This is a genomic window from Stutzerimonas sp. CXK-1 (genome assembly GCF_057738225.1).
Window position 1 is genome coordinate 3,636,362 of record NZ_CM173217.1, and the last position, 17,993, is coordinate 3,654,354.

13 protein-coding genes are annotated in these 17,993 nt (G+C 64.5%); 1 reads left to right on the forward strand and 12 read right to left on the reverse strand.

The features are described 5' to 3' along the window. Positions 1–3 precede the first annotated feature (3 nt). From AC0KXH_RS17375 to glnE, 12 genes are all read right to left on the reverse strand, one after another. Complete coding sequence (locus AC0KXH_RS17375; RefSeq protein WP_488223775.1) at positions 4–1,248, reverse strand: hypothetical protein; 1,245 nt, start codon at positions 1,246–1,248, stop codon at positions 4–6. 2 nt (positions 1,249–1,250) lie between these two features. After that, on the reverse strand, positions 1,251–2,168 hold the full coding sequence (locus AC0KXH_RS17380) for a glycosyltransferase family 2 protein (protein ID WP_439931845.1): 918 nt from the start codon (positions 2,166–2,168) through the stop codon (positions 1,251–1,253). Next, positions 2,155–3,909 carry a carbamoyltransferase family protein gene (locus AC0KXH_RS17385; protein WP_043222237.1) on the reverse strand — a complete coding sequence of 585 codons (1,755 nt, stop codon included), beginning with the start codon at positions 3,907–3,909 and terminating at the stop codon, positions 2,155–2,157. Before AC0KXH_RS17385 ends, AC0KXH_RS17380 begins: the two co-directional genes overlap by 14 nt. Positions 3,910–4,079: 170 nt before the next feature. Continuing rightward, entirely contained in the window at positions 4,080–5,504 is a 1,425-nt protein-coding gene (locus tag AC0KXH_RS17390) for a lipopolysaccharide kinase InaA family protein (RefSeq protein WP_488223776.1), read from the reverse strand. Then, positions 5,501–6,244 carry a lipopolysaccharide kinase InaA family protein gene (locus AC0KXH_RS17395; RefSeq protein ID WP_165562637.1) on the reverse strand — a complete coding sequence of 248 codons (744 nt, stop codon included), beginning with the start codon at positions 6,242–6,244 and terminating at the stop codon, positions 5,501–5,503. The genes AC0KXH_RS17390 and AC0KXH_RS17395 overlap by 4 nt, the downstream gene beginning before the upstream one ends. A gap of 1 nt (position 6,245) precedes the next feature. Next, complete coding sequence (locus tag AC0KXH_RS17400) at positions 6,246–6,980, reverse strand: lipopolysaccharide kinase InaA family protein (protein ID WP_488223777.1); 735 nt, start codon at positions 6,978–6,980, stop codon at positions 6,246–6,248. Then, the gene (gene rfaP, locus AC0KXH_RS17405; protein ID WP_237145661.1) at positions 6,980–7,786 is read right to left on the reverse strand and encodes a lipopolysaccharide core heptose(I) kinase RfaP; all 807 of its coding nucleotides are present in this window, start codon (positions 7,784–7,786) and stop codon (positions 6,980–6,982) included. The genes AC0KXH_RS17400 and rfaP overlap by 1 nt, the downstream gene beginning before the upstream one ends. 130 nt (positions 7,787–7,916) lie before the next feature. Then, positions 7,917–9,038, reverse strand: coding sequence for a glycosyltransferase family 4 protein (locus tag AC0KXH_RS17410; RefSeq protein ID WP_165562634.1), 1,122 nt, complete (start codon positions 9,036–9,038; stop codon positions 7,917–7,919). After that, positions 9,038–10,036 (reverse strand): lipopolysaccharide heptosyltransferase I, encoded by a 999-nt coding sequence (waaC, locus tag AC0KXH_RS17415; protein WP_488223778.1) that lies wholly within the window; start codon positions 10,034–10,036, stop codon positions 9,038–9,040. The genes AC0KXH_RS17410 and waaC overlap by 1 nt, the downstream gene beginning before the upstream one ends. Further along, a complete protein-coding gene (waaF, locus tag AC0KXH_RS17420) occupies positions 10,037–11,071 on the reverse strand; it encodes a lipopolysaccharide heptosyltransferase II (RefSeq protein WP_395764054.1) in 1,035 nt (344 codons plus the stop codon). 84 nt (positions 11,072–11,155) lie between these two features. Next, positions 11,156–12,079, reverse strand: coding sequence for a branched-chain-amino-acid transaminase (gene ilvE / locus AC0KXH_RS17425; protein ID WP_041108220.1), 924 nt, complete (start codon positions 12,077–12,079; stop codon positions 11,156–11,158). A gap of 50 nt (positions 12,080–12,129) precedes the next feature. Continuing rightward, positions 12,130–15,075, reverse strand: coding sequence for a bifunctional [glutamate--ammonia ligase]-adenylyl-L-tyrosine phosphorylase/[glutamate--ammonia-ligase] adenylyltransferase (glnE, locus tag AC0KXH_RS17430; protein ID WP_200290596.1), 2,946 nt, complete (start codon positions 15,073–15,075; stop codon positions 12,130–12,132). A gap of 271 nt (positions 15,076–15,346) precedes the next feature. Here glnE and aceE point away from each other — a divergent pair, with 271 nt between their 5' ends. Further along, a complete protein-coding gene (gene aceE, locus AC0KXH_RS17435) occupies positions 15,347–17,992 on the forward strand; it encodes a pyruvate dehydrogenase (acetyl-transferring), homodimeric type (RefSeq protein WP_200629391.1) in 2,646 nt (881 codons plus the stop codon). The last annotated feature ends 1 nt before the right edge of the window (position 17,993 follow it).

The window sequence follows — 17,993 nt, forward strand, 5'->3', positions numbered from 1 at the left end:
TAATTATTGATATCCGGGGGGCGGAGCAGACAAACGCAAACCAGGCAGCTCCGAGCCATTCGCCGCCAGTCGCACGCTATGCACTAGCGACTCAAGCGGCTTGTCGGCATGGCCTATGTGATAGTTCAGGAACTCGAACAAGCGCCCTCTCGCCTTTTCCGGCTGAGAAAGAACGCTTTCGACGCATGACGCCAAATGGGCCTCGTCAACGCTTACGGGAAGCCCATATCGCGCAACCGAAAAATGATCCTCGCCCTGCCCAAGCAGCACAAAAGGCACTCCGGCCCGAGCTACATCCAGGACGGCGTTGGTATAGCCGCACAGCACAAGATCGAAGCGCCCAGCGCACTGCTCAAGCGTCTCGTCTGCATCCAAAATCGTGATTCGCTCGGAACGAGCTGCATAATCCAACCAGGGTTTGCCATGTCCGCGAGGGTGAAGCTTTACCGAAAGCGCTGCATCTCGATGCTGCTCGAGCCACCTCAACACCCAGTTGCAATATTGCTGATAGGACTCAGTAGGCTCGTAATCGGGTCCCGAGCCGAGGAACAGCAAACGTGGCGTCCGTTGACTGCCTCTATCGACTAACACGGTTTTTTTTTGATCGGTCAGATAGTACGGCCCCCCAAAGACAGCGCAGCATTCACCAAAAGCCCCGCCAAGCGAAGAAAGATAGTCGTAGGAACTTCTGCCAAACATCAGGTAGTAGTCGTAGTCAAAATAGGCATAACGACTAGACTGCCCGGAGGGCACCGAATGTGCCATATGCATCACTCGCATCCCCTCGGTGCGTAAGGCCTTGATGAAGCTTGGTACTATCCACCCGTTTCGCTCGGTCAGCACCACCTTGGCCCGATAACGTCGCAACAGAAACGCAGCGTGCGCAGCGTGCCAATACAACAGGAACGGGACTGACTTGGCGGGCCTGGCGAATTGCCGGGCCCGAATCAGAACATCATCTGACTCTTCGATAAACTCCTCGACGTGGAGTCCGCTGGACCTCAACGCCTGCAGAAGGGCGGCTTTCCGACCTTGCTCATAGGACTTACGTGAAGGATGAATCAGCAGGACATCGCATGACGCTACCGGGACCCGGCGACCAAGTGACAACAAGAGAACCAGCAGGCTCTTGACTGCCAACCGGGAGCGCAGCCGCCAGGCCGCCACTCGCCCCTTTCCGCGACGTACTGGCTCGCTAACCACGAAGTCACGCAGTTGGCGCAACGTCAGCTCCACGGAGCTTTTCACGCTCAGCGCTTTCCGCTCAGCCAAAGCCGTAGCGCTTTGCGTGTATAGGACGTCTTGAATATCACCCGCCAGTCAGTGCCGATCGCCTGGAGATACATGTCGCGCGCTTCGGCAAACCGCCCGGCGCTCAACAGACCGCGGAACAGCGAGAGGCAGCGCTGAGCCTTGAAGGGTCTACGCAACGATGCCATGAACGCAGGCACTCGCCCTTTGTCAAACACCTCCTCGACGACGGCAAGCCCAACTGCACAGTCCTGCTTGATGTCGTGCCGCATGCTGTCGTCGTGCTTGTAGATCAATGCCATCGGTGCAGCAAGAATCGTGCAGTCGAAGTTTGCCAGCGCTTGGCTGAAGACCGGAATGTCCTCGGCGTTACGAAAACTCTCGGGATAGGTCCCGAGCCGGAATACTTCACGATGGATAGCGGACGCGCCATTGGCGAGCCCGATGGTCTTGTCCAACAAATACCCCCGCAACCGCTCCAGACGATTTGCCGGTAGCGACGCTGGCAAATGCTTGCGGCGCTTTCCGTCGGGCCATACCGCCCAATGGCCGCCGATCACCATGCGCGTGTTCGGATATTGCTTGAGATGCTCGCTCAGCAGCCTCATGGCGTCCGGCGCCAACTCGTCGTCGGCGTCCAGAAATACCAGATAGGTCCCTGCGGCCTCTGAAATACCGCAATTGCGCACGGAGGAAAGACCTCCGTTAGGCTTGCGGATCGCGCGAAAGCGTCCTGGATATCGGCCCTGTAGCTCGGCAAGCACGGCAGGTGTTTCGTCGGTAGAGCCGTCATCAATCACCAACAGCTCGCTATCTTCGCTTAGCTGACTTATTACCGACTCGACTGCGCGCGGCAGGGTCTTCGCGTAGTTGTAGGCCGGTATGACCACGCTGATCAACAAGTCAGGCGTGCTCATACCAATCCATCCCATCCTTCACGACCAGCACATCCTCCATGATCAGGTACTGCAGGTCGGAGCCATAGAACATGTTCAGCGCATCGGTCGGCGAGCAGATCATCGGCTCGCCGCGGCGGTTGAGCGAGGTGTTGAGCGAGACGCCGTTGCCGGTGAGCTTTTCCAGTTCCAGCATCAGGTCGTACCAGCGCGGGTTGTGGCGGCGCTCCAGCACCTGGGCGCGGGAGGTGCCGTCCTCGTGGACCACCTCGCCAACACGATTCTTCCATTCTTCATTGACCTCGAAAGTGAAGGTCATGAACGGGCTCGGGTGATCGACCTTGAGCATCTGCGGCGCCACGGTGTCGAGCATCGACGGGCAGAAGGGTCTCCAGCGCTCGCGGAACTTGATCTGCTCGTTGATGCGGTCGGCCACGCCCGGCACGCTCGGGCAGCCGATGATCGAACGGCCGCCAAGCGCGCGAGGGCCGAACTCCATGCGGCCCTGGAACCAGGCAACCGGATTGCCATCGACCATGATCCTGGCGATGCGCGCAGGGGTGTCGTCGATCTTCTTCCACACCGGCTTGTTGGGGTGGCGCGCACAGGCTGCAATGACGTCCTCGTTGGAGTAGGACGGCCCGAGGTAAACGTGCTCCATCTTTTCCACCGGCACGCCGCGCGCGACGGAGACATAGGCCGCAGCGCCTACCGCGGTGCCGGCGTCGCCGGAAGCCGGCTGAACGAACAGCTCCTTGACCTCATCGCGAGCGATGATCTTCTGGTTCAGCTTGACGTTCAGCGCGCAGCCACCGGCGAAGGCGATCTTGCCGGTTTCACGGATGATGTCACCCAGGTAGTAGTCCATCATCTCCAGCGCCAGCTTCTCGAACAGCGCCTGCATGCTGGCGGCGTAGTGAATGTAGGGGTCGTCGGCGATGTCGCCCTCGCGCTTCGGGCCGAGCCACTCGATCAGCTTGGGCGAGAAGTAGTAGCCCTTGCCCTTCTCTTTATAGCGGCGGAAGCCAATGACGTTGGCGTAGTCGGTGTTGATCACCAGCTCGCCATTCTCGAACTTGGCCAGGCGCGAGAAGTCGTACTTGGCGGCATCGCCGTAGGGCGCCATGCCCATGACCTTGAATTCGCCGTCGAGCATCTCGAAGCCAAGGTATTCGGTGATCGCGCCGTACAGCCCGCCCAGCGAATCCGGGTCGTAGAATTCCTTGATCTTGTGGATCCTGCCGTTCTCGCCCCAGCCGAAGAAGGTGGTGGCGTACTCGCCCTTGCCGTCGATGCCCATGATCGCGGTCTTCTCGCTGAAGCCGGAGCAGTGGTAGGCGCTGGAGGCATGGGCCAGATGGTGCTCGACGGGCTCGATACGGACCTTCTTCAGATCGAAACCGAGCTGCTGCAGGCACCACTGGATGCGCTTCTTGTAGCGATGGTAGCGGCGGTTGCCCATGAGAATCGCGTCTAGCGCGCGGTCCGGCGCGTACCAATAACGCTTGGCGTAGTGCCAGCGGGCCTTCTCGAAGATGCTGATGGGCGCAAACGGAATCGCGACGACATCGACGTCGCCCGGTTTGATGCCCGCCTGCTCCAGGCAGAACTTGGCCGACTCGTAGGGCATGCGGTTCTTGGCATGCTTGTCACGCACGAAGCGCTCTTCTTCGACCGCAGCTATGAGCTTGCCGTCGATATAGAGCGCAGCGGAAGGGTCATGACTGAGAGCGCCGGACAAACCGAGAATCGTCAGTGCCACGGTATAGCCTCTTGTACGTGCGACAGCCAAAGGCTGTCGCGAAACAGATCGGACGCAGCCGACTCAGCGACCGCAAAGAAAGTGGCGAATTATAACGGCACCGGCAGCCGCGAGACATCACGACGAACGTAACTGCGCCAAAGCGATCCACCCCGATGGGCAGAGGATCGTCAAAGCCGCGGCAAGCGCTGATCGAGCAGGCGATACAGCTTCGACTCGACGGGCCAGTTGCGCAGCAGCCGCGCCCGATCCCGGGCGAAAGCGCGGGCGAAGCCGGCGCGGCTGTGGTGTTGCTGTACCGCATCGAGGTCGATCAGCGCCCAGCGCCCGTCTTCCCAGAACAGGTTGTGCCCCTTCAGATCACCATGGCTGACCTGTTCCCGGATCAGCGCCAGCAGCAGGCGTTCCAGGGCACGCAGCTCCGCTTCCGGCGGGTGATCCTCGACATAGGGCCGCCAGCGCGCGATGAGATCCTCGCCCTCGAGCAGCTCGGTAACGAGCCAGGCCGGCCCGCGCGCCCACAGCCAGCGCTGCTCCTTGACAGCCAGCAGGCGGGGCGTGGCAATGCCGAGCAGGTCTAGCCGATTGCCCTGCAGCCAGCTGTGCCAGGCGCGGCTGGGGCGCCAGAAGCGCTTGAGCCAGTGCAGCGGGTTCTTGATGTTGTAGCGCTTGATCAGCAGCGGCCGGCCGGCCAGCGCCACTCGCGCCACCGTGGCCGCACCGCCGGTCTTGAAGATCTGCCCCTGCGCAATGAAGCGGTCCGGGTCGGCCAGGAGTTCCGCCAGACCAGACGCCTCGTCGCGGCGCACCACCTGAGCGCCAAAGGGACCGATCTCCGCCTTGAACAGCGAGCAATCGCGCGCGAGCTTTTTCATGTAATCGCGCACCCGCCAGCGGCGTACCTCATGCACCTGGTCGAGCAACGCATCGAGCGACAGCGCATGCTCGGCATTGGCGAGCAGGTAATGGGCCAGCAGGCTCTCGATGAAGGGTTCCAGCTCGGCCGGCAGCTGGGCGAAGAATACCCCCAAGTTCTGCAGGGCCTGGCCGGAGGACAGCGCCCGGCCAGGCGTCTCGGCCCGCACGCCGCCGCCGTCGACGATGAACAGGCGATCATGCTGGCGCAACAGGTTGTCCAGGTGCAGATCACTCTGCCAGAGCCCACAGGCATGCATTCGGCCGATCAGGGTCAGCGCTTCGGCCAGTATCGCTTGCTGTGCCGGGCAAAGCGGCACCTCGCGCTCGACTTCACGCCAGGCGTCCCAGAGGCTGCAAGCATTTTCCAGGTATTCGAACAGCAGCCAGCCGCCCTCTTCCTCCTGCCAACCCTCGGCGAGTACGCGCGGCGTCGGCAGGCCCTGCCCGACAAGCAGCCGCGCACCGTCACGCTCCCGCTCGAAGTGCCGCCGCGCCTTGTCGCCAACCATGAGCTTGGCAAGCACCTGCCGGTCGTTCCAGCGTGCGCGCCCGACATAGCGTTGACCGGGCAAGGTGCGCAGCCAGGACTCGATCGTCAGCGCGTCGCCGTCCCCCAGTTCGATACGACAGGGCAGCGTCGGGCAGCGCCCGGCATCGGCGAGCTGCGACAGGTTCATCGCCGCTCCTTGTCGCGCCGCCGTTCAATCAGCTGCGCCAGCCAGCTGGCGACGAGTGACTCAGAGCCCAGATAGGCGCTCAATACCTGCCGCACCTCAGCCTCGTGCCAGGGGTTGGCACGCCGGAACAGCGGTTCGAGATCCTTGATGCGATCGCGACGACCGAACAGGAGCGGACGGGTTTTTTCCAGATCGATGAGGCAAGCCTGCCACCGATCGGCAGCCGGGCGCAGGAAGATGTGTTTGGGGTAGAAGCAGCCGTGCATCTGCCCGGCCTCGTGCAGTTGGCGCGCCAGACCGCCTACGGCCTCGGTGATCGCCAGGCGCTCCGCCTCGGCCAGGCTCTGCCAGCGAGCCAGCCAGCTGTCCAGGTCGTTCCAGCCGTCCAGCGCGCGGGTCAGCAGCACCGCACGGCGTTCCGCGCCGACCCGCCGAGCACCGTAGAAACTGGCCTGCAGCGCCGGAATTCCGCGCCGCTGATAGCGCAGAATGTTGCGAAATTCGCGGGCAAAGGTGGGCTCCCCCAAGGGATGGCTCAGGGTGCGCGTCAAATGGTTGCTCTGCCGCTTGAGGTAGAACCCCGCCCCCTCGAGCTCCAGGCGAAACACGCTGCTCCAGCCGCCACGCTCTACGTTCGGCTCGTCCACGGCCTGCAGCTGCAGGCTCCACAATGCATCGAAACCGGCCAGTCCGTTGCGTTCGAGCAGGGCGGCGTCACCCGCTGCGATGTAGTCCTTCACGTCATTCGCGCCCCTGGAAGTACTGGAGAATCTGCCGGATGCGCCGCTTGTCCGCCGCGCCCAGGCGCGCGCGTCGGCGATATTGCAGGTAGAAACGCAGGCGCTGGGTCCGGCTCAGCTGATACTTGGCGACCTTGTCCAGGCAGGCGAGGTCCTTGATGATGCGCCGCTGCAGGAACGGCCCCCACCAGAACGCGCCGGTCGGGCAGTCGATGAAGTACAGCTCGGCGTCCCGGTTGACCAGCAGATTGCGCCATTTCAGATCGTTGTGGGCAAAGCAGTGCTTGTGCATCGTTCGGGTCGCCTGGGCCAGCTGCAGGCTCACCCGCTGTACCCAGTGCCGATCCGCCAGGCGCGGGTCACGGCCGCTCGCCAGCTGCGCGAGGTCTTCGGAGTACAGGATCTCGCGGGTGATCAGCGCGCCGCGCACGAACTGCCCCGCGCGACGCTCCAGGCCATAGGCCACGAGAGGGGCCGTGGGAATGCCCCAGCGCTCGAACAGCCGCAGGTTCTGCCACTCGGCCTTGACCCGCGGCCGGCCCAGGTACTGCCTCACGCCCTTGCCCGCCCCGACATAGCGCTTGACGTAGTAGCGCACGCCATCGCGCTCGATCCGGATCACTTCCGACAGCGGGTCTCGGGTCAGGCGCTCGCCTTGCAAGGCGAAGACCGCCTCCAGGCTGCCGAACTCCACCGAGCGCTCGGCGTAAGCCGGCGCCAGGGTCCAGCCGGCCATCAGAGCGCGTCTCCATAGCGCAGCTTGCGCCGATAGAGTTTCTCCGCCTTGCGCTCCAGCCAGCCGAGCAGCGCAGCTTCGTCGCTGAGCACCTGGCGCAGCGGTTGCCGGAAGTAAGCGCGCAGGAAGCGCAGCTTGTCACGACGGGTCAGGCCGACATCGAGCGCGGAAAAATACAGGGCAGCCAGGTCCTTGTCGCGCCAGCGGCGCGGCGTGCGACGACGGGTCTGGGCGCGATGCAGATCGATCACCGAGAGGCGGAAATCCTCGGGCGTCACCGCACGATCGGTATGCAGCAGGAAGTGGCAGATGTAGCAGTCGCGGTGATTGACCCCGGCGCGATGCATGCCACCGACCATCTCGGCGACACGGTGGATCAATGCGCGCTTGAGTGGCGGCGCTGGCGGCGTTTCGCCCCAGCCGAGGCTGTAGTCCTCGAGACTGATGGTCGGCGCCAATTCCTCGGTAATGATGAACGAGTGCTGGGTCGCCGGGTTGGCGCCACGCTCACCATAGGCAACGGCCGTCATCGTCGGGATGCCTGCCTGTTTCAGCCGCTCGATGGCACGCCATTCCTGCCCGGCACCGAGCACCGGTGCCTTGGCGCTGAACAGGTTCTTGGCGATTTCACCCCAGCCAATGCCACGGTGGATCTTGACGAAATAGCCACGCCCGTCGACCTCGGTACGCAGCGTGCGCCGCCCTTCCAGCTCGCGATAGACCTGGCCCTGAAGCGTCTCCACCTCGGCAAAGGCATCACGTCCCTGCCAGAGCGACTTGAAGGGTTCAGAGAGGATCAGTTGCATGGCCTGCCCCGAGACGGCGCCTGCGGACGGCGGGCATCCGCCGTACCTTTGCAGCGGTGATGCCGGCCACGCGCGCAGCTGGACATCACCACGCCGCTTCCCACCCGGCGCAGTAGAGCTCGAACCCGGCTCATGCCGCATCCCCGAGAATCACGTCGGCCGCTCTCTGCGGCATGGAGTACAGATCGGCGGTGTCGGCGAAGGCCAGCCCGTTGCGGCTCCAGGTCGCCCGCTGCGCCGGGTCGGTGAGCATCTCGGCCAGCGCGCGGTCCAACGCACCCTGGGCGAAGGGGCTCGGTACGACGCGCCCGCAATCGGCCTCGGCAATGTAGTGCGCGTAGCCGCAGACATCGGTAACCAGCACCGGCAACCCGGCGACCAGCGCCTCGAGCAGCACCGTGCCGGTGTTCTCGTTGTAGGCCGGATGGATCAGCAGGTCGGCGCCGAGCAGAAAACGCGGCACGTCGCTGCGCCCCTTGAGAAAGGCGACCTGATCGGAAATGCCCAGCGCCTTGGCCTGCAGCTGGAACGGCTTGGGATCATCCTGACCGATGACAAACAACCGGGTGCGCTTCTTCAGCTCGCGAGGTAGCGCCGCGACGGCCTTCAGGCTGCGGTCGACGCCCTTGGTCTTGAAGCCTGAACCGATCTGCACGAGCAGCAGATCGTCTTCGTTCAGGTCAAACTCATCGCGGAACTCGCGGCGCACTTCATCGGCGTTCGCCGGCGCCCGACGGTCCTGCGCAATGCCGGGCGGCAACAGGTGGAAACGCCTGGCCGGCGTGCCGTAATGCTTGACGAAAAGTGGCTGCTGCACCTCGGAGATCATCAGGATCTCGGTCTTCGCCTCGGGAGCGAACACCGCTCGCTCGTACTCGGCAAAGTGCTTGTAGCGGCCCCAGCGCCGATAGAGCGGGTTGCGCAGCGTTTGCGCCTTGTCCTCGAAGCAGGGGTCTGCCGCGTAGTACACGTCCAGCCCGGGCATCTTGTTGAAGCCCACCACGCGGTCGACCGGGCGCGCCGCCAGGTCGCGCTCGAGCCAGGCGGTGAAGCGCTCGTTGCGCGTGTGGTTGAACAGCGCCTTGACCGGCGCCACCAGCACCTCGAAGCCGGCCGGCACCTCGCCCTCCCAGATCATCGTGTAGACGCGAATGGCATGGCCGCGCCGCTGGCACTCCAGCGCGATGCGCATGAAGTCGCGCTGCAGCCCACCGAAGGGAAAGTATTTGTACAGGATGAAGGCCAGTTGCATCAGACGGGCTCCGCCCGCAGCAGGGCTTTGAGTTCGGCAGCCACGCGCTCGGCGGGCAGATCATCGAAACAGGGCTTGTGGCGATCGCCGCTACCGGCATTCGGCCCATCGGCACAGAGGTGGACCTGCGAGCGGCCGTAGGCACCGACGCGGCCAGGCCGTGTCGGGCCATAGAGCGAAATGCAGGGCACATCCAGCGCCGCAGCCAGGTGACCGAGGCCGGTGTCCACCGCCACGCAGGCGCGCGCGCCGGCAATCACGCCAGCCACGCCGGCCAGGTTCAGCTTCGGCAGCACCGCGACCTGTGGCAGGCCGCTGGCGATGCGTTCGGCACGAGCTTTCTCCTCGGCATTGCCCCACGGCAGACGGATCGCCCAGCCAAACGCGCACATGCGCTCGGCCAGTTCGCGCCAGTTGGCCTCCGGCCAGTGCTTGCTTGGCCAGGTAGTGCCGTGCAGGAACAGCAGATAGGGCTCTTCGCTGCCGCTGGCCAGGCGCGAGCGCTCCAGCCCATAGTCGCCGGTACCGACCGGCAGCGGATATCCAAGCGCCTGGGCAAACAGCTGGCGCACGCGCTCCAGTGCATGTTGCTCGCGCGGCACCGCATAAGCGCGGTCGTAGAACCGCGTGGCCAACGGCTCACGCGCCGAATCACGATCCAGCCCGGCCACCGGCGCCTTCACGTAACGGGTCAACCAGGCGCTCTTCAACAGGCCCTGGGCATCGATTACCAGGTCGTAGTGCATCTCCCGCAGGCGCGCCTTGAAGCGTCGGAATTCGCCGGAGCGCCAGGTCTGCAGCGGGTGCTTGCGCCAGCGGCGGATGGCCACCGGGATCACCTGCGCCACTGCCGGATGCCAGGCCGGAATCTCGGCGAAGCCCTCCTCCACCACCCAATCGAAGCGGATGCCGGGCAGCGCCCGCTGCGCATCGGTCAACGCCGGCAAGGTATGGATGACATCGCCGAGCGACGAAGTCTTGATCAGCAACACCCGCACCTAGCGCACCTCGACCGGCTGCGGCACGAGGCGCTCGAGCGCCTCGACCACCTGCTCGGGCAGCAGTTCGCGCATGCAATTGTTGTGACCGAAACGACAGGTACGATCGAAGCACGGGCTGCATTCGAGCCCCAGCCGTACCGTTTCGACGCGATCGGACAGCGGCGGCGTGAAGGCCGGCGAAGTCGAACCGTACACCGCGACGAGCGGCCGCCCCAGAGCAGCGGAGACATGCATCAGCCCGGAGTCGTTCGATACCACCGCGTCAGCGCACGACAGGAGATCGATCGCCTCGGCCAGCGAAGTCTCGCCGGCCAGGTTGACCACTTCTTCGCGCAGCCCCGGAATCAGTCGCTGAACGATGTCCTGGCCTACCAGATGATCATTTTTCGAGCCGAACAGCCAGACCTGCCAGCCCTCGCGAATCTTGCGTTCGGCCACCTCGGCGAAGTGCGCCGCCGGCCAACGCTTGGACTCGCCGAACTCGGCCCCCGGGCACAACGCCAGCACCGGCCGATCGAGGCTCAGGCCGAACCGGGCCAACGCCTGATCGCGGCTGTGCATCTCGATTCGCAACTGCGGGTGCGGATAGGGTTGCGGCAAGGCCGCATCCGGCTCGAAGGCCAGCGCCATGAAGCGCTCGATCATCAGCGGATAACGCGCCTTGTCCAGCTTGCGCAGGTCATTCAGCAGGCCGTAGCGCATCTCGCCTTTCCAGCCGGTGCGCTTGGGAATGCCCGCCAGGAACGGCACCAGGGCCGACTTCAGCGAGTTGGGCAGCAGGATGGCCTGCTGGTACTGACCGCGCAGACCCTGGGCGACCCGGCGACGGGTCGCCAGGTCGAGCACGCCGTGGCCGACCGGAAAGCTCAGCGCCTGGCGGACCTCGGGCATGCGCTCGAGAATCGGCCGACTCCACTCCGGGGCCAGGACATCGATGTTGCAGGACGGGTGCTGGTGCTTGAGGCAGATGAACAGCGTCTGCGCCATCACCATGTCGCCCACCCAACTGGGGCCGATGATCAGGATGTTCATAGGGGCAGCTTCAGGCCTCTGGCGTCGGGCCGCAAGCCGAAACGCAGCCACTGGCTGCTCGGCCTGCCGCCTGGCGCTCGCCGCTTACTTGACCAGCGTCCGCCATTCGGCATGCGCGGCGGTCTTGCCGGTGACCAGGTCGAAGTAGGCCTTCTGCAGGGTCTCGGTGATCGGGCCACGGCGGCCGGCACCGATCTGGCGGCCATCGACTTCGCGAATCGGCGTGACTTCGGCAGCGGTACCGGTGAAGAAGGCTTCGTCGGCGATGTACACCTCGTCGCGGGTGATGCGCTTTTCGACCACCTTCAGGCCGTGTTCGGCGGCCAGGGTCAGCACGGTGCCGCGGGTGATGCCGTTCAGGCAGGCGGTGACTTCCGGGGTGTAGATCACGCCATCCTTGATGATGAAGATATTCTCGCCAGAACCCTCGGCCACGTAACCTTCGGGGTCCAGCATCAGCGCCTCGTCGGCGCCGCCGGAAATCGCTTCCTGCAGGGCCAGCATCGAGTTGATGTAGGCACCGTTGGATTTGGCGCGCGTCATGGTGATGTTGACGTGGTGACGGGTGAAGGAACTGGTGCGCACCTTGATACCCAGCTCCAGCGCCTCGTCGCCCATGTACGCACCCCAGTGCCAGGCGGCGACGATCACGTGCACTTTCAGGCCGCTGGCGCGCAGGCCCATGCCTTCGCTTCCGTAGAACACCATCGGGCGGATGTAGGCGCTTTCCAGGTTGTTCTCGCGCACCGCAGCGCGGGTCGCTTCGTTGATCTCGTCACGGCTGTACGGGATCTTCATGTTCATGATGTGAGCGGAGTCGAACAGGCGGTCGGTGTGCGCCTGCAGGCGGAAGATCGCCGTGCCGGCCGGCGTGTTGTAGGCCCGCACGCCCTCGAACACGCCCATGCCGTAGTGCAGGGTGTGGGTGAGCACGTGGGTGGTCGCATCGCGCCACTGCACCAGCTCGCCGTCGTACCAGATCACGCCATCACGATCGGCCATGGACATGGTTGCCAACTCCTTCAGAATTCGATACTTGCAGGTTGCCCGACGAGGGCTCAGCCGAGCCCCAGTTCGCGCCAGATGCGCGTGACGGCGCGGCGCTCGTCGTGGAATTGATCCCCACTCACCACTCCGGGCAGCTTCTGCAGTGACTGTCGGTGCGCCGCCGCACGGTAGGCCTTGTAGGCGTCCTGCAGCAGCCGGACCTCATCGCCGGTCATCAACCCGGCCTGCTCCAACCCATCGAGAATGCGGATGTTATCGGTGTAGCGCAGCAGCTCAGGATGCTCATGCGACCACGCCAAAGCCGCGTATTGCACCATAAATTCGATATCGACGATACCACCGGCGTCCTGCTTGAGATTGAACGGCGAGGCCGCCTCGAAGGCAGACTCGCTGGTGCCCCCGAGCGTAGCCGAGGTACCGAGGCTGTCGCGCATCTTCGCGCGCATCTCGCTGACCTCCTGGCGCAGCATGTCCAGATCACGAGGCCGCCCGAGCACCGCCGCCCGCACGCGCTCGAAGTCGTTGCGCAGGCGCTCGCAGCCGACCAGCACGCGGGCGCGGACCAGCGCCTGATGCTCCCAGGTCCAGGCCTCCTGCTGCTGGTAGCGCTCGAAAGCGCCGAGCGAGCTGACCAGCAACCCCGAGGCACCGGACGGTCGCAGGCGCATGTCCACCTCGTAGAGCTGGCCGGAGGTGGTCTGGGTGGTGAGCAGGTGGATGATGCGCTGGCCCAGGCGGGTGTAGAACTGCGCGCCGTCGATGGGCTTGGCGCCATCGGTTTCGGCGGTGGGATCGCCGTCATGGATGAACACCAGGTCAAGATCCGAGCCATGGCCGAGTTCGATACCGCCGACCTTGCCATAACCCACGATGACGAATGCCGGATCGCAGGGCGAGCCGTCGCTGCGCCGCGGCTGCCCATGGCGCGCCACCATGTGGCGCCAGGCCAGGGTCAGCACCTCGTTGAGGATCGCCTCGGCCAGCCAGGTCAGATAATCGCTGACCTTCATCAACGGCAGCGTGCCGGCAATTTCCGAGGCAGCGACGCGCAGGCGGTGCGCCAGCTTGAAATGCCGCAGCGCCTCCATCTGCTGCTCGAGATCTTCTTCCGGGATGCGCATCAGCCGTTCGCGCAGCTCGGCCACCAGCTCCGGCGCCTGCGGCGGGTTGTAGAGGCGTCCGGCATTGAGCAGCTCGTCGAGCAGCAGTGGGAAGCGGGTGATCTGTTCGGCAACCCAGGGGCTCGCGGCGCAAAGCTCGAGCAGGCGCTGCAGCGCGCCGGGATTTTCCGTCAACAGCACCAGATAGGCCGAGCGGCGGGCCACCGCCTCGACCAGCGGCAGGACGCGTTCGAGTACCAGATCCGGGTCATCCTGTTCGACTGCCTGAGCCAGCAGCCGTGGAATGAAGGCATCCAGACGCTCACGTCCCAGCCGCTGCATGGTGCGCACCTGGCTGCCATGGCGCAGCGCGACCAGGCGCTGGCAGGCCAGGGCGCCATCGCGAAAGCCCGCCTCGCCGAGCTGCCGGCAGGCGTACTCCTCGTCCCACTCCTGCTGCCAGAGCGGCATCCATTCGTCGACGGCCAGTACGTCGCCTTCGCTCTCCTCGTCCTCGTTCGGATCGGCGATGACCTGGCGGAAATGCCAGTCGATGCGTCCGCGCCAGTGCAGCAAACGTTCGTGGAAGGCATCCCAGTGCTCGAAGCCGAGCATGAAGGCCAGACGATCGCAGTCGGTCTGGTTGTCGGGCAGCATCTGCGTCTGCCGGTCGGCGATCGCCTGCAACGCATGTTCGACATAACGCAGGAAGCAGTAGCCCTCGCGCAGCTCGTCCACGGCCGCGGCGGGCAGGTAGCCCTGCCCGGCCAGGGTGGCCAGCACCTTGAGCAGCGAACGTTCCTGCAGGCTGAGATCGCGCCCGCCATGGATCAGCTGGAACGCCTGAGCGATAAATTCGACTTCGCGGATGCCGCCAGCGCCAAGCTTGATGTTCGCCGCCATGCCCTTGCGCCGCACTTCCTGCTGGATCAGTTGCTTCATGCTGCGCAGCGCTTCGATCGCGGAAAAGTCCAGGTAGCGGCGATAGACGAAGGGCCGCAACATCTCCAGCAGTTCGCGACCGGCCTGCTGGTCACCGCCGACCACGCGCGCCTTGATCATCGCGTAGCGCTCCCAGTCGCGCCCCTGATCCTGGTAGTACTGCTCCAGTGCATTGAAGCTCAGCACCAACGCGCCGGAGGAACCGTAGGGGCGCAACCGCATGTCGACGCGAAAGACGAAGCCGTCGACGGTGATGGCATCCAGCGCCTTGATCAGCTTCTGCCCCAGGCGCACGAAGAATTCCTGGTTGTCCAGCGAGCGCTTGGCACCGACCGTCTCGCCCCCTTCCGGGTAGCCGAAGATCAGGTCGATATCCGAAGAGAGGTTCAGCTCGCAGGCACCGAGCTTGCCCATGCCAAGGATAACCATGTGCTGCGGCTCGCCGGAGCGTGCGCCAGTAGGCACGCCGAACTGCTGGCAGTGGCGCTCGTAGAGCCAGCGATAAGCGAGGTCGATGCAGGCATCGGCCATGGCCGAGAGGTCGCGGCAGGTTTCCGCCAGATCGGCCAGGCGGTTGAGGTCGCGCCAGATGATGCGCACCTGATGGCGGTTGCGGAAGCGGCGCAGCGCGACCGCCAGCGACTCCTCGCTCTCGCACCCGGCGAGCTCCGTTTCGAGCAGCGAGCGCATTTCACCCTTGCCGAGTGGGCGCTCGAGCAGCCCGTCGGCGGCCAGCTGCAGCAGCTGCCGCGGTTCTCGGCTAACCTGTTGGCTGACGAAATCGCTGGCAGCGCACGCCCGGGCGAAGGCCTCGCGACGGGCCTGCGGCCAGCTTTCGAAGGGCGGCGCCTGCAGGTCATCGAGGGCGCCGGCCGCCGCGAGGAACGACTCCTCGGCACGACGGACAAAGGACTGGAGCGCAGCAGGAACGGCGATCAGCGAAGGCAGGCTCATGGGGTACTTCCTTTCTTCGGGCGGGAAAAGCCAACAGCGCGGGCCAGAGCCTCGCAAGCGCCTGAGCCAGGGCCCGCGGCGTCGCTGCGGTTGTAGTTTTGCTACTAAAGAATCCCTGAGGGGGCTGAACACGGGCGGCGTTTTGTAGTAAAACTACAGACGCCTGGTCCTACCCCCGGGCAGCATCCAAGAACATATAACGCACCCGCCCACAAAGCGGGATGCGAAGCAGGCAACCGATTCTGGAAGCCTTTCCGCCATGGAGCAAGCCATGCAAGATCTCGATCCCATCGAAACCCAGGAATGGCTGGACGCCCTTGAGTCCGTCCTCGACCGCGAGGGTGAGGAACGCGCTCATTATCTGATGACCCGGATGGGTGAACTGGCCAGTCGCAGCGGCACGCAGCTGCCCTATGCGATCACCACGCCATATCGCAACACCATTCCAGTCGCCCATGAGGCCCGCATGCCCGGCGACCTGTTCATGGAGCGACGCATCCGTTCGCTGGTCCGCTGGAACGCCCTGGCCATGGTCATGCGCGCGAACAAGCAGGACCCGGACCTGGGTGGCCACATCTCCACCTTCGCCTCCAGCGCGACGCTCTATGACATCGGCTTCAACTATTTCTTCAAGGCGCCGACCGAAGAACATGGCGGCGACCTGGTGTATTTCCAGGGCCACGCTTCGCCCGGCGTCTACGCCCGCGCCTTTCTCGAAGGCCGCATCAGCGAGGATCAGCTGAACAACTTCCGTCAGGAAGTGGACGGCAATGGCCTGTCCTCCTACCCGCACCCCTGGCTGATGCCGGAGTTCTGGCAATTCCCGACCGTATCCATGGGCCTGGGCCCGATCCAGGCGATCTACCAGGCGCGCTTCATGAAGTACCTGGAGCATCGCGGCTTCATCCCGGCGGGCAAGCAGAAGGTCTGGTGCTTCCTCGGCGACGGCGAGACCGACGAGCCGGAATCGCTCGGCGCCATCGCCCTGGCCGGTCGCGAGAAGCTCGACAACCTGATCTTCGTGGTCAACTGCAACCTGCAGCGCCTCGACGGTCCGGTGCGCGGCAACGGCAAGATCATCCAGGAACTGGAAGGCAACTTCCGTGGCGCCAACTGGAACGTGATCAAGGTGATCTGGGGCCGCCTGTGGGACCCGCTGTTCGCCAAGGACGACAACGGCGCCCTGCAGCGCCGGATGGACGAGGTGGTCGACGGCGACTACCAGAACTACAAGGCGAACAATGGCGCCTTCGTGCGCGAGCACTTCTTCGCCACCCCGGAGCTCAAGGAAATGGTCAAGGACCTTTCCGACGAGGAAATCTGGAAGCTCAACCGGGGCGGTCATGACCCGTTCAAGGTCTATGCGGCCTACCACAACGCGGTCAACCACCAGGGCCAGCCGACCGTCATCCTGGCCAAGACCATCAAGGGCTACGGCACCGGCTCCGGCCAGGCGCAGAACATCACCCACAACGTGAAGAAGGTCGACCTGGAAAGCCTGAAGGCCTTCCGCGACAGCTTCGGCATTCCGATCCCGGACGACCAGCTCGAGGCGCTGCCTTTCTACAAGCCCGAAGCCGACAGCCCGGAGATGAAGTACCTGCTCAAGAGCCGCGAGAAGCTCGGTGGCTTCATGCCACAGCGCCGCGCCAAGAGCTTCAGCATCCCGACGCCGCCGCTGGAGACGCTCAAGGCCATCCTCGATGGCTCCGGCGACCGCGAAATCTCCACCACCATGGCCTTCGTGCGCATCCTGGCGCAGCTGGTCAAGGACAAGGACCTGGGCTCGCGCATCGTGCCGATCATTCCGGACGAGGCACGCACCTTCGGCATGGAGGGCATGTTCCGCCAGCTCGGCATCTACTCCTCGGTCGGCCAGCTGTACCAGCCGGTGGACAAGGACCAGGTGATGTTCTACCGCGAGGACAAGAAGGGCCAGATCCTCGAGGAAGGCATCAACGAGGCCGGCGCCATGTCCAGCTGGATTGCCGCGGCGACCGCCTACAGCAACCACAACCAGCCGATGCTGCCGTTCTACGCGTTCTATTCGATGTTCGGCTTCCAGCGCATCGGCGACCTGGCCTGGGCAGCTGGCGACAGCCGGGCGCGCGGCTTCCTCGTCGGCGGCACCTCGGGGCGTACCACGCTCAATGGCGAAGGCCTGCAGCACGAGGATGGCCACAGCCACATCCTCGCCTCGACCATTCCGAACTGCCACAGCTATGACCCGACCTACGGCTACGAGCTGGCGGTGATCATCCGCGAAGGTATCCGTCGGATGGTCGAGCAGCAGGAAAGCGTCTTCTACTACCTGACGGTGATGAACGAGGCCTACCAGCAGCCAGCCATGCCCGAAGGCGTCGAAGAAGGCATCATCCGCGGCATGTACCTGCTCGAGGAAGATGGCAACGACAAGCCGCTGCGTGTGCAGCTGATGGGCTCGGGCACGATCCTGCGCGAGGTGCGCGAAGCGGCGAAGATCCTGCGCGACGACTTCGGCGTCGCCGCCGACGTCTGGAGCGTTCCAAGCTTCAACGAGCTGCGCCGCGACGGCCTGGCGGTGGACCGCTGGAACCTGCTGCACCCGACCGAGACGCGCCGCAAGTCCTACGTCGAGCAGTGCCTGGAAGGCCGCAAGGGCCCGGTAGTGGCCTCGACCGACTACATGAAGCTGTTCGCCGACCAGATTCGCCAGTGGGTGCCGACAAAGGAATACCGTGTCCTGGGTACCGACGGCTTCGGTCGCAGCGACAGCCGCAAGAAGCTGCGTCACTTCTTCGAGGTCGACCGCAACTGGGTCGTGCTGGCAGCCCTGGAACAACTGGTCGCCCGCGGCGATATGGAAGCCAAGGTACTGGCCGATGCCATCGCCAAGTTCGGCATCGACCCTGAAAAGACCAATCCCCTGGACTGCTGAG

Bases quoted from the DNA above. Each gene is read 5' to 3' on its own strand.
- AC0KXH_RS17380 (WP_439931845.1), bottom strand. From the start codon at position 2,168: ATGAGCACGCCTGACTTGTTGATCAGCGTGGTCATACCGGCCTACAAC.
- AC0KXH_RS17390 (WP_488223776.1), bottom strand. From the start codon at position 5,504: ATGAACCTGTCGCAGCTCGCCGATGCCGGGCGCTGCCCGACGCTGCCC.
- AC0KXH_RS17400 (WP_488223777.1), bottom strand. From the start codon at position 6,980: ATGGCCGGCTGGACCCTGGCGCCGGCTTACGCCGAGCGCTCGGTGGAG.
- rfaP (WP_237145661.1), bottom strand. From the start codon at position 7,786: ATGCAACTGATCCTCTCTGAACCCTTCAAGTCGCTCTGGCAGGGACGT.
- AC0KXH_RS17410 (WP_165562634.1), bottom strand. From the start codon at position 9,038: ATGCAACTGGCCTTCATCCTGTACAAATACTTTCCCTTCGGTGGGCTG.
- waaF (WP_395764054.1), bottom strand. From the start codon at position 11,071: ATGAACATCCTGATCATCGGCCCCAGTTGGGTGGGCGACATGGTGATG.
- ilvE (WP_041108220.1), bottom strand. From the start codon at position 12,079: ATGTCCATGGCCGATCGTGATGGCGTGATCTGGTACGACGGCGAGCTG.
- glnE (WP_200290596.1), bottom strand. From the start codon at position 15,075: ATGAGCCTGCCTTCGCTGATCGCCGTTCCTGCTGCGCTCCAGTCCTTT.
- aceE (WP_200629391.1), top strand. From the start codon at position 15,347: ATGCAAGATCTCGATCCCATCGAAACCCAGGAATGGCTGGACGCCCTT.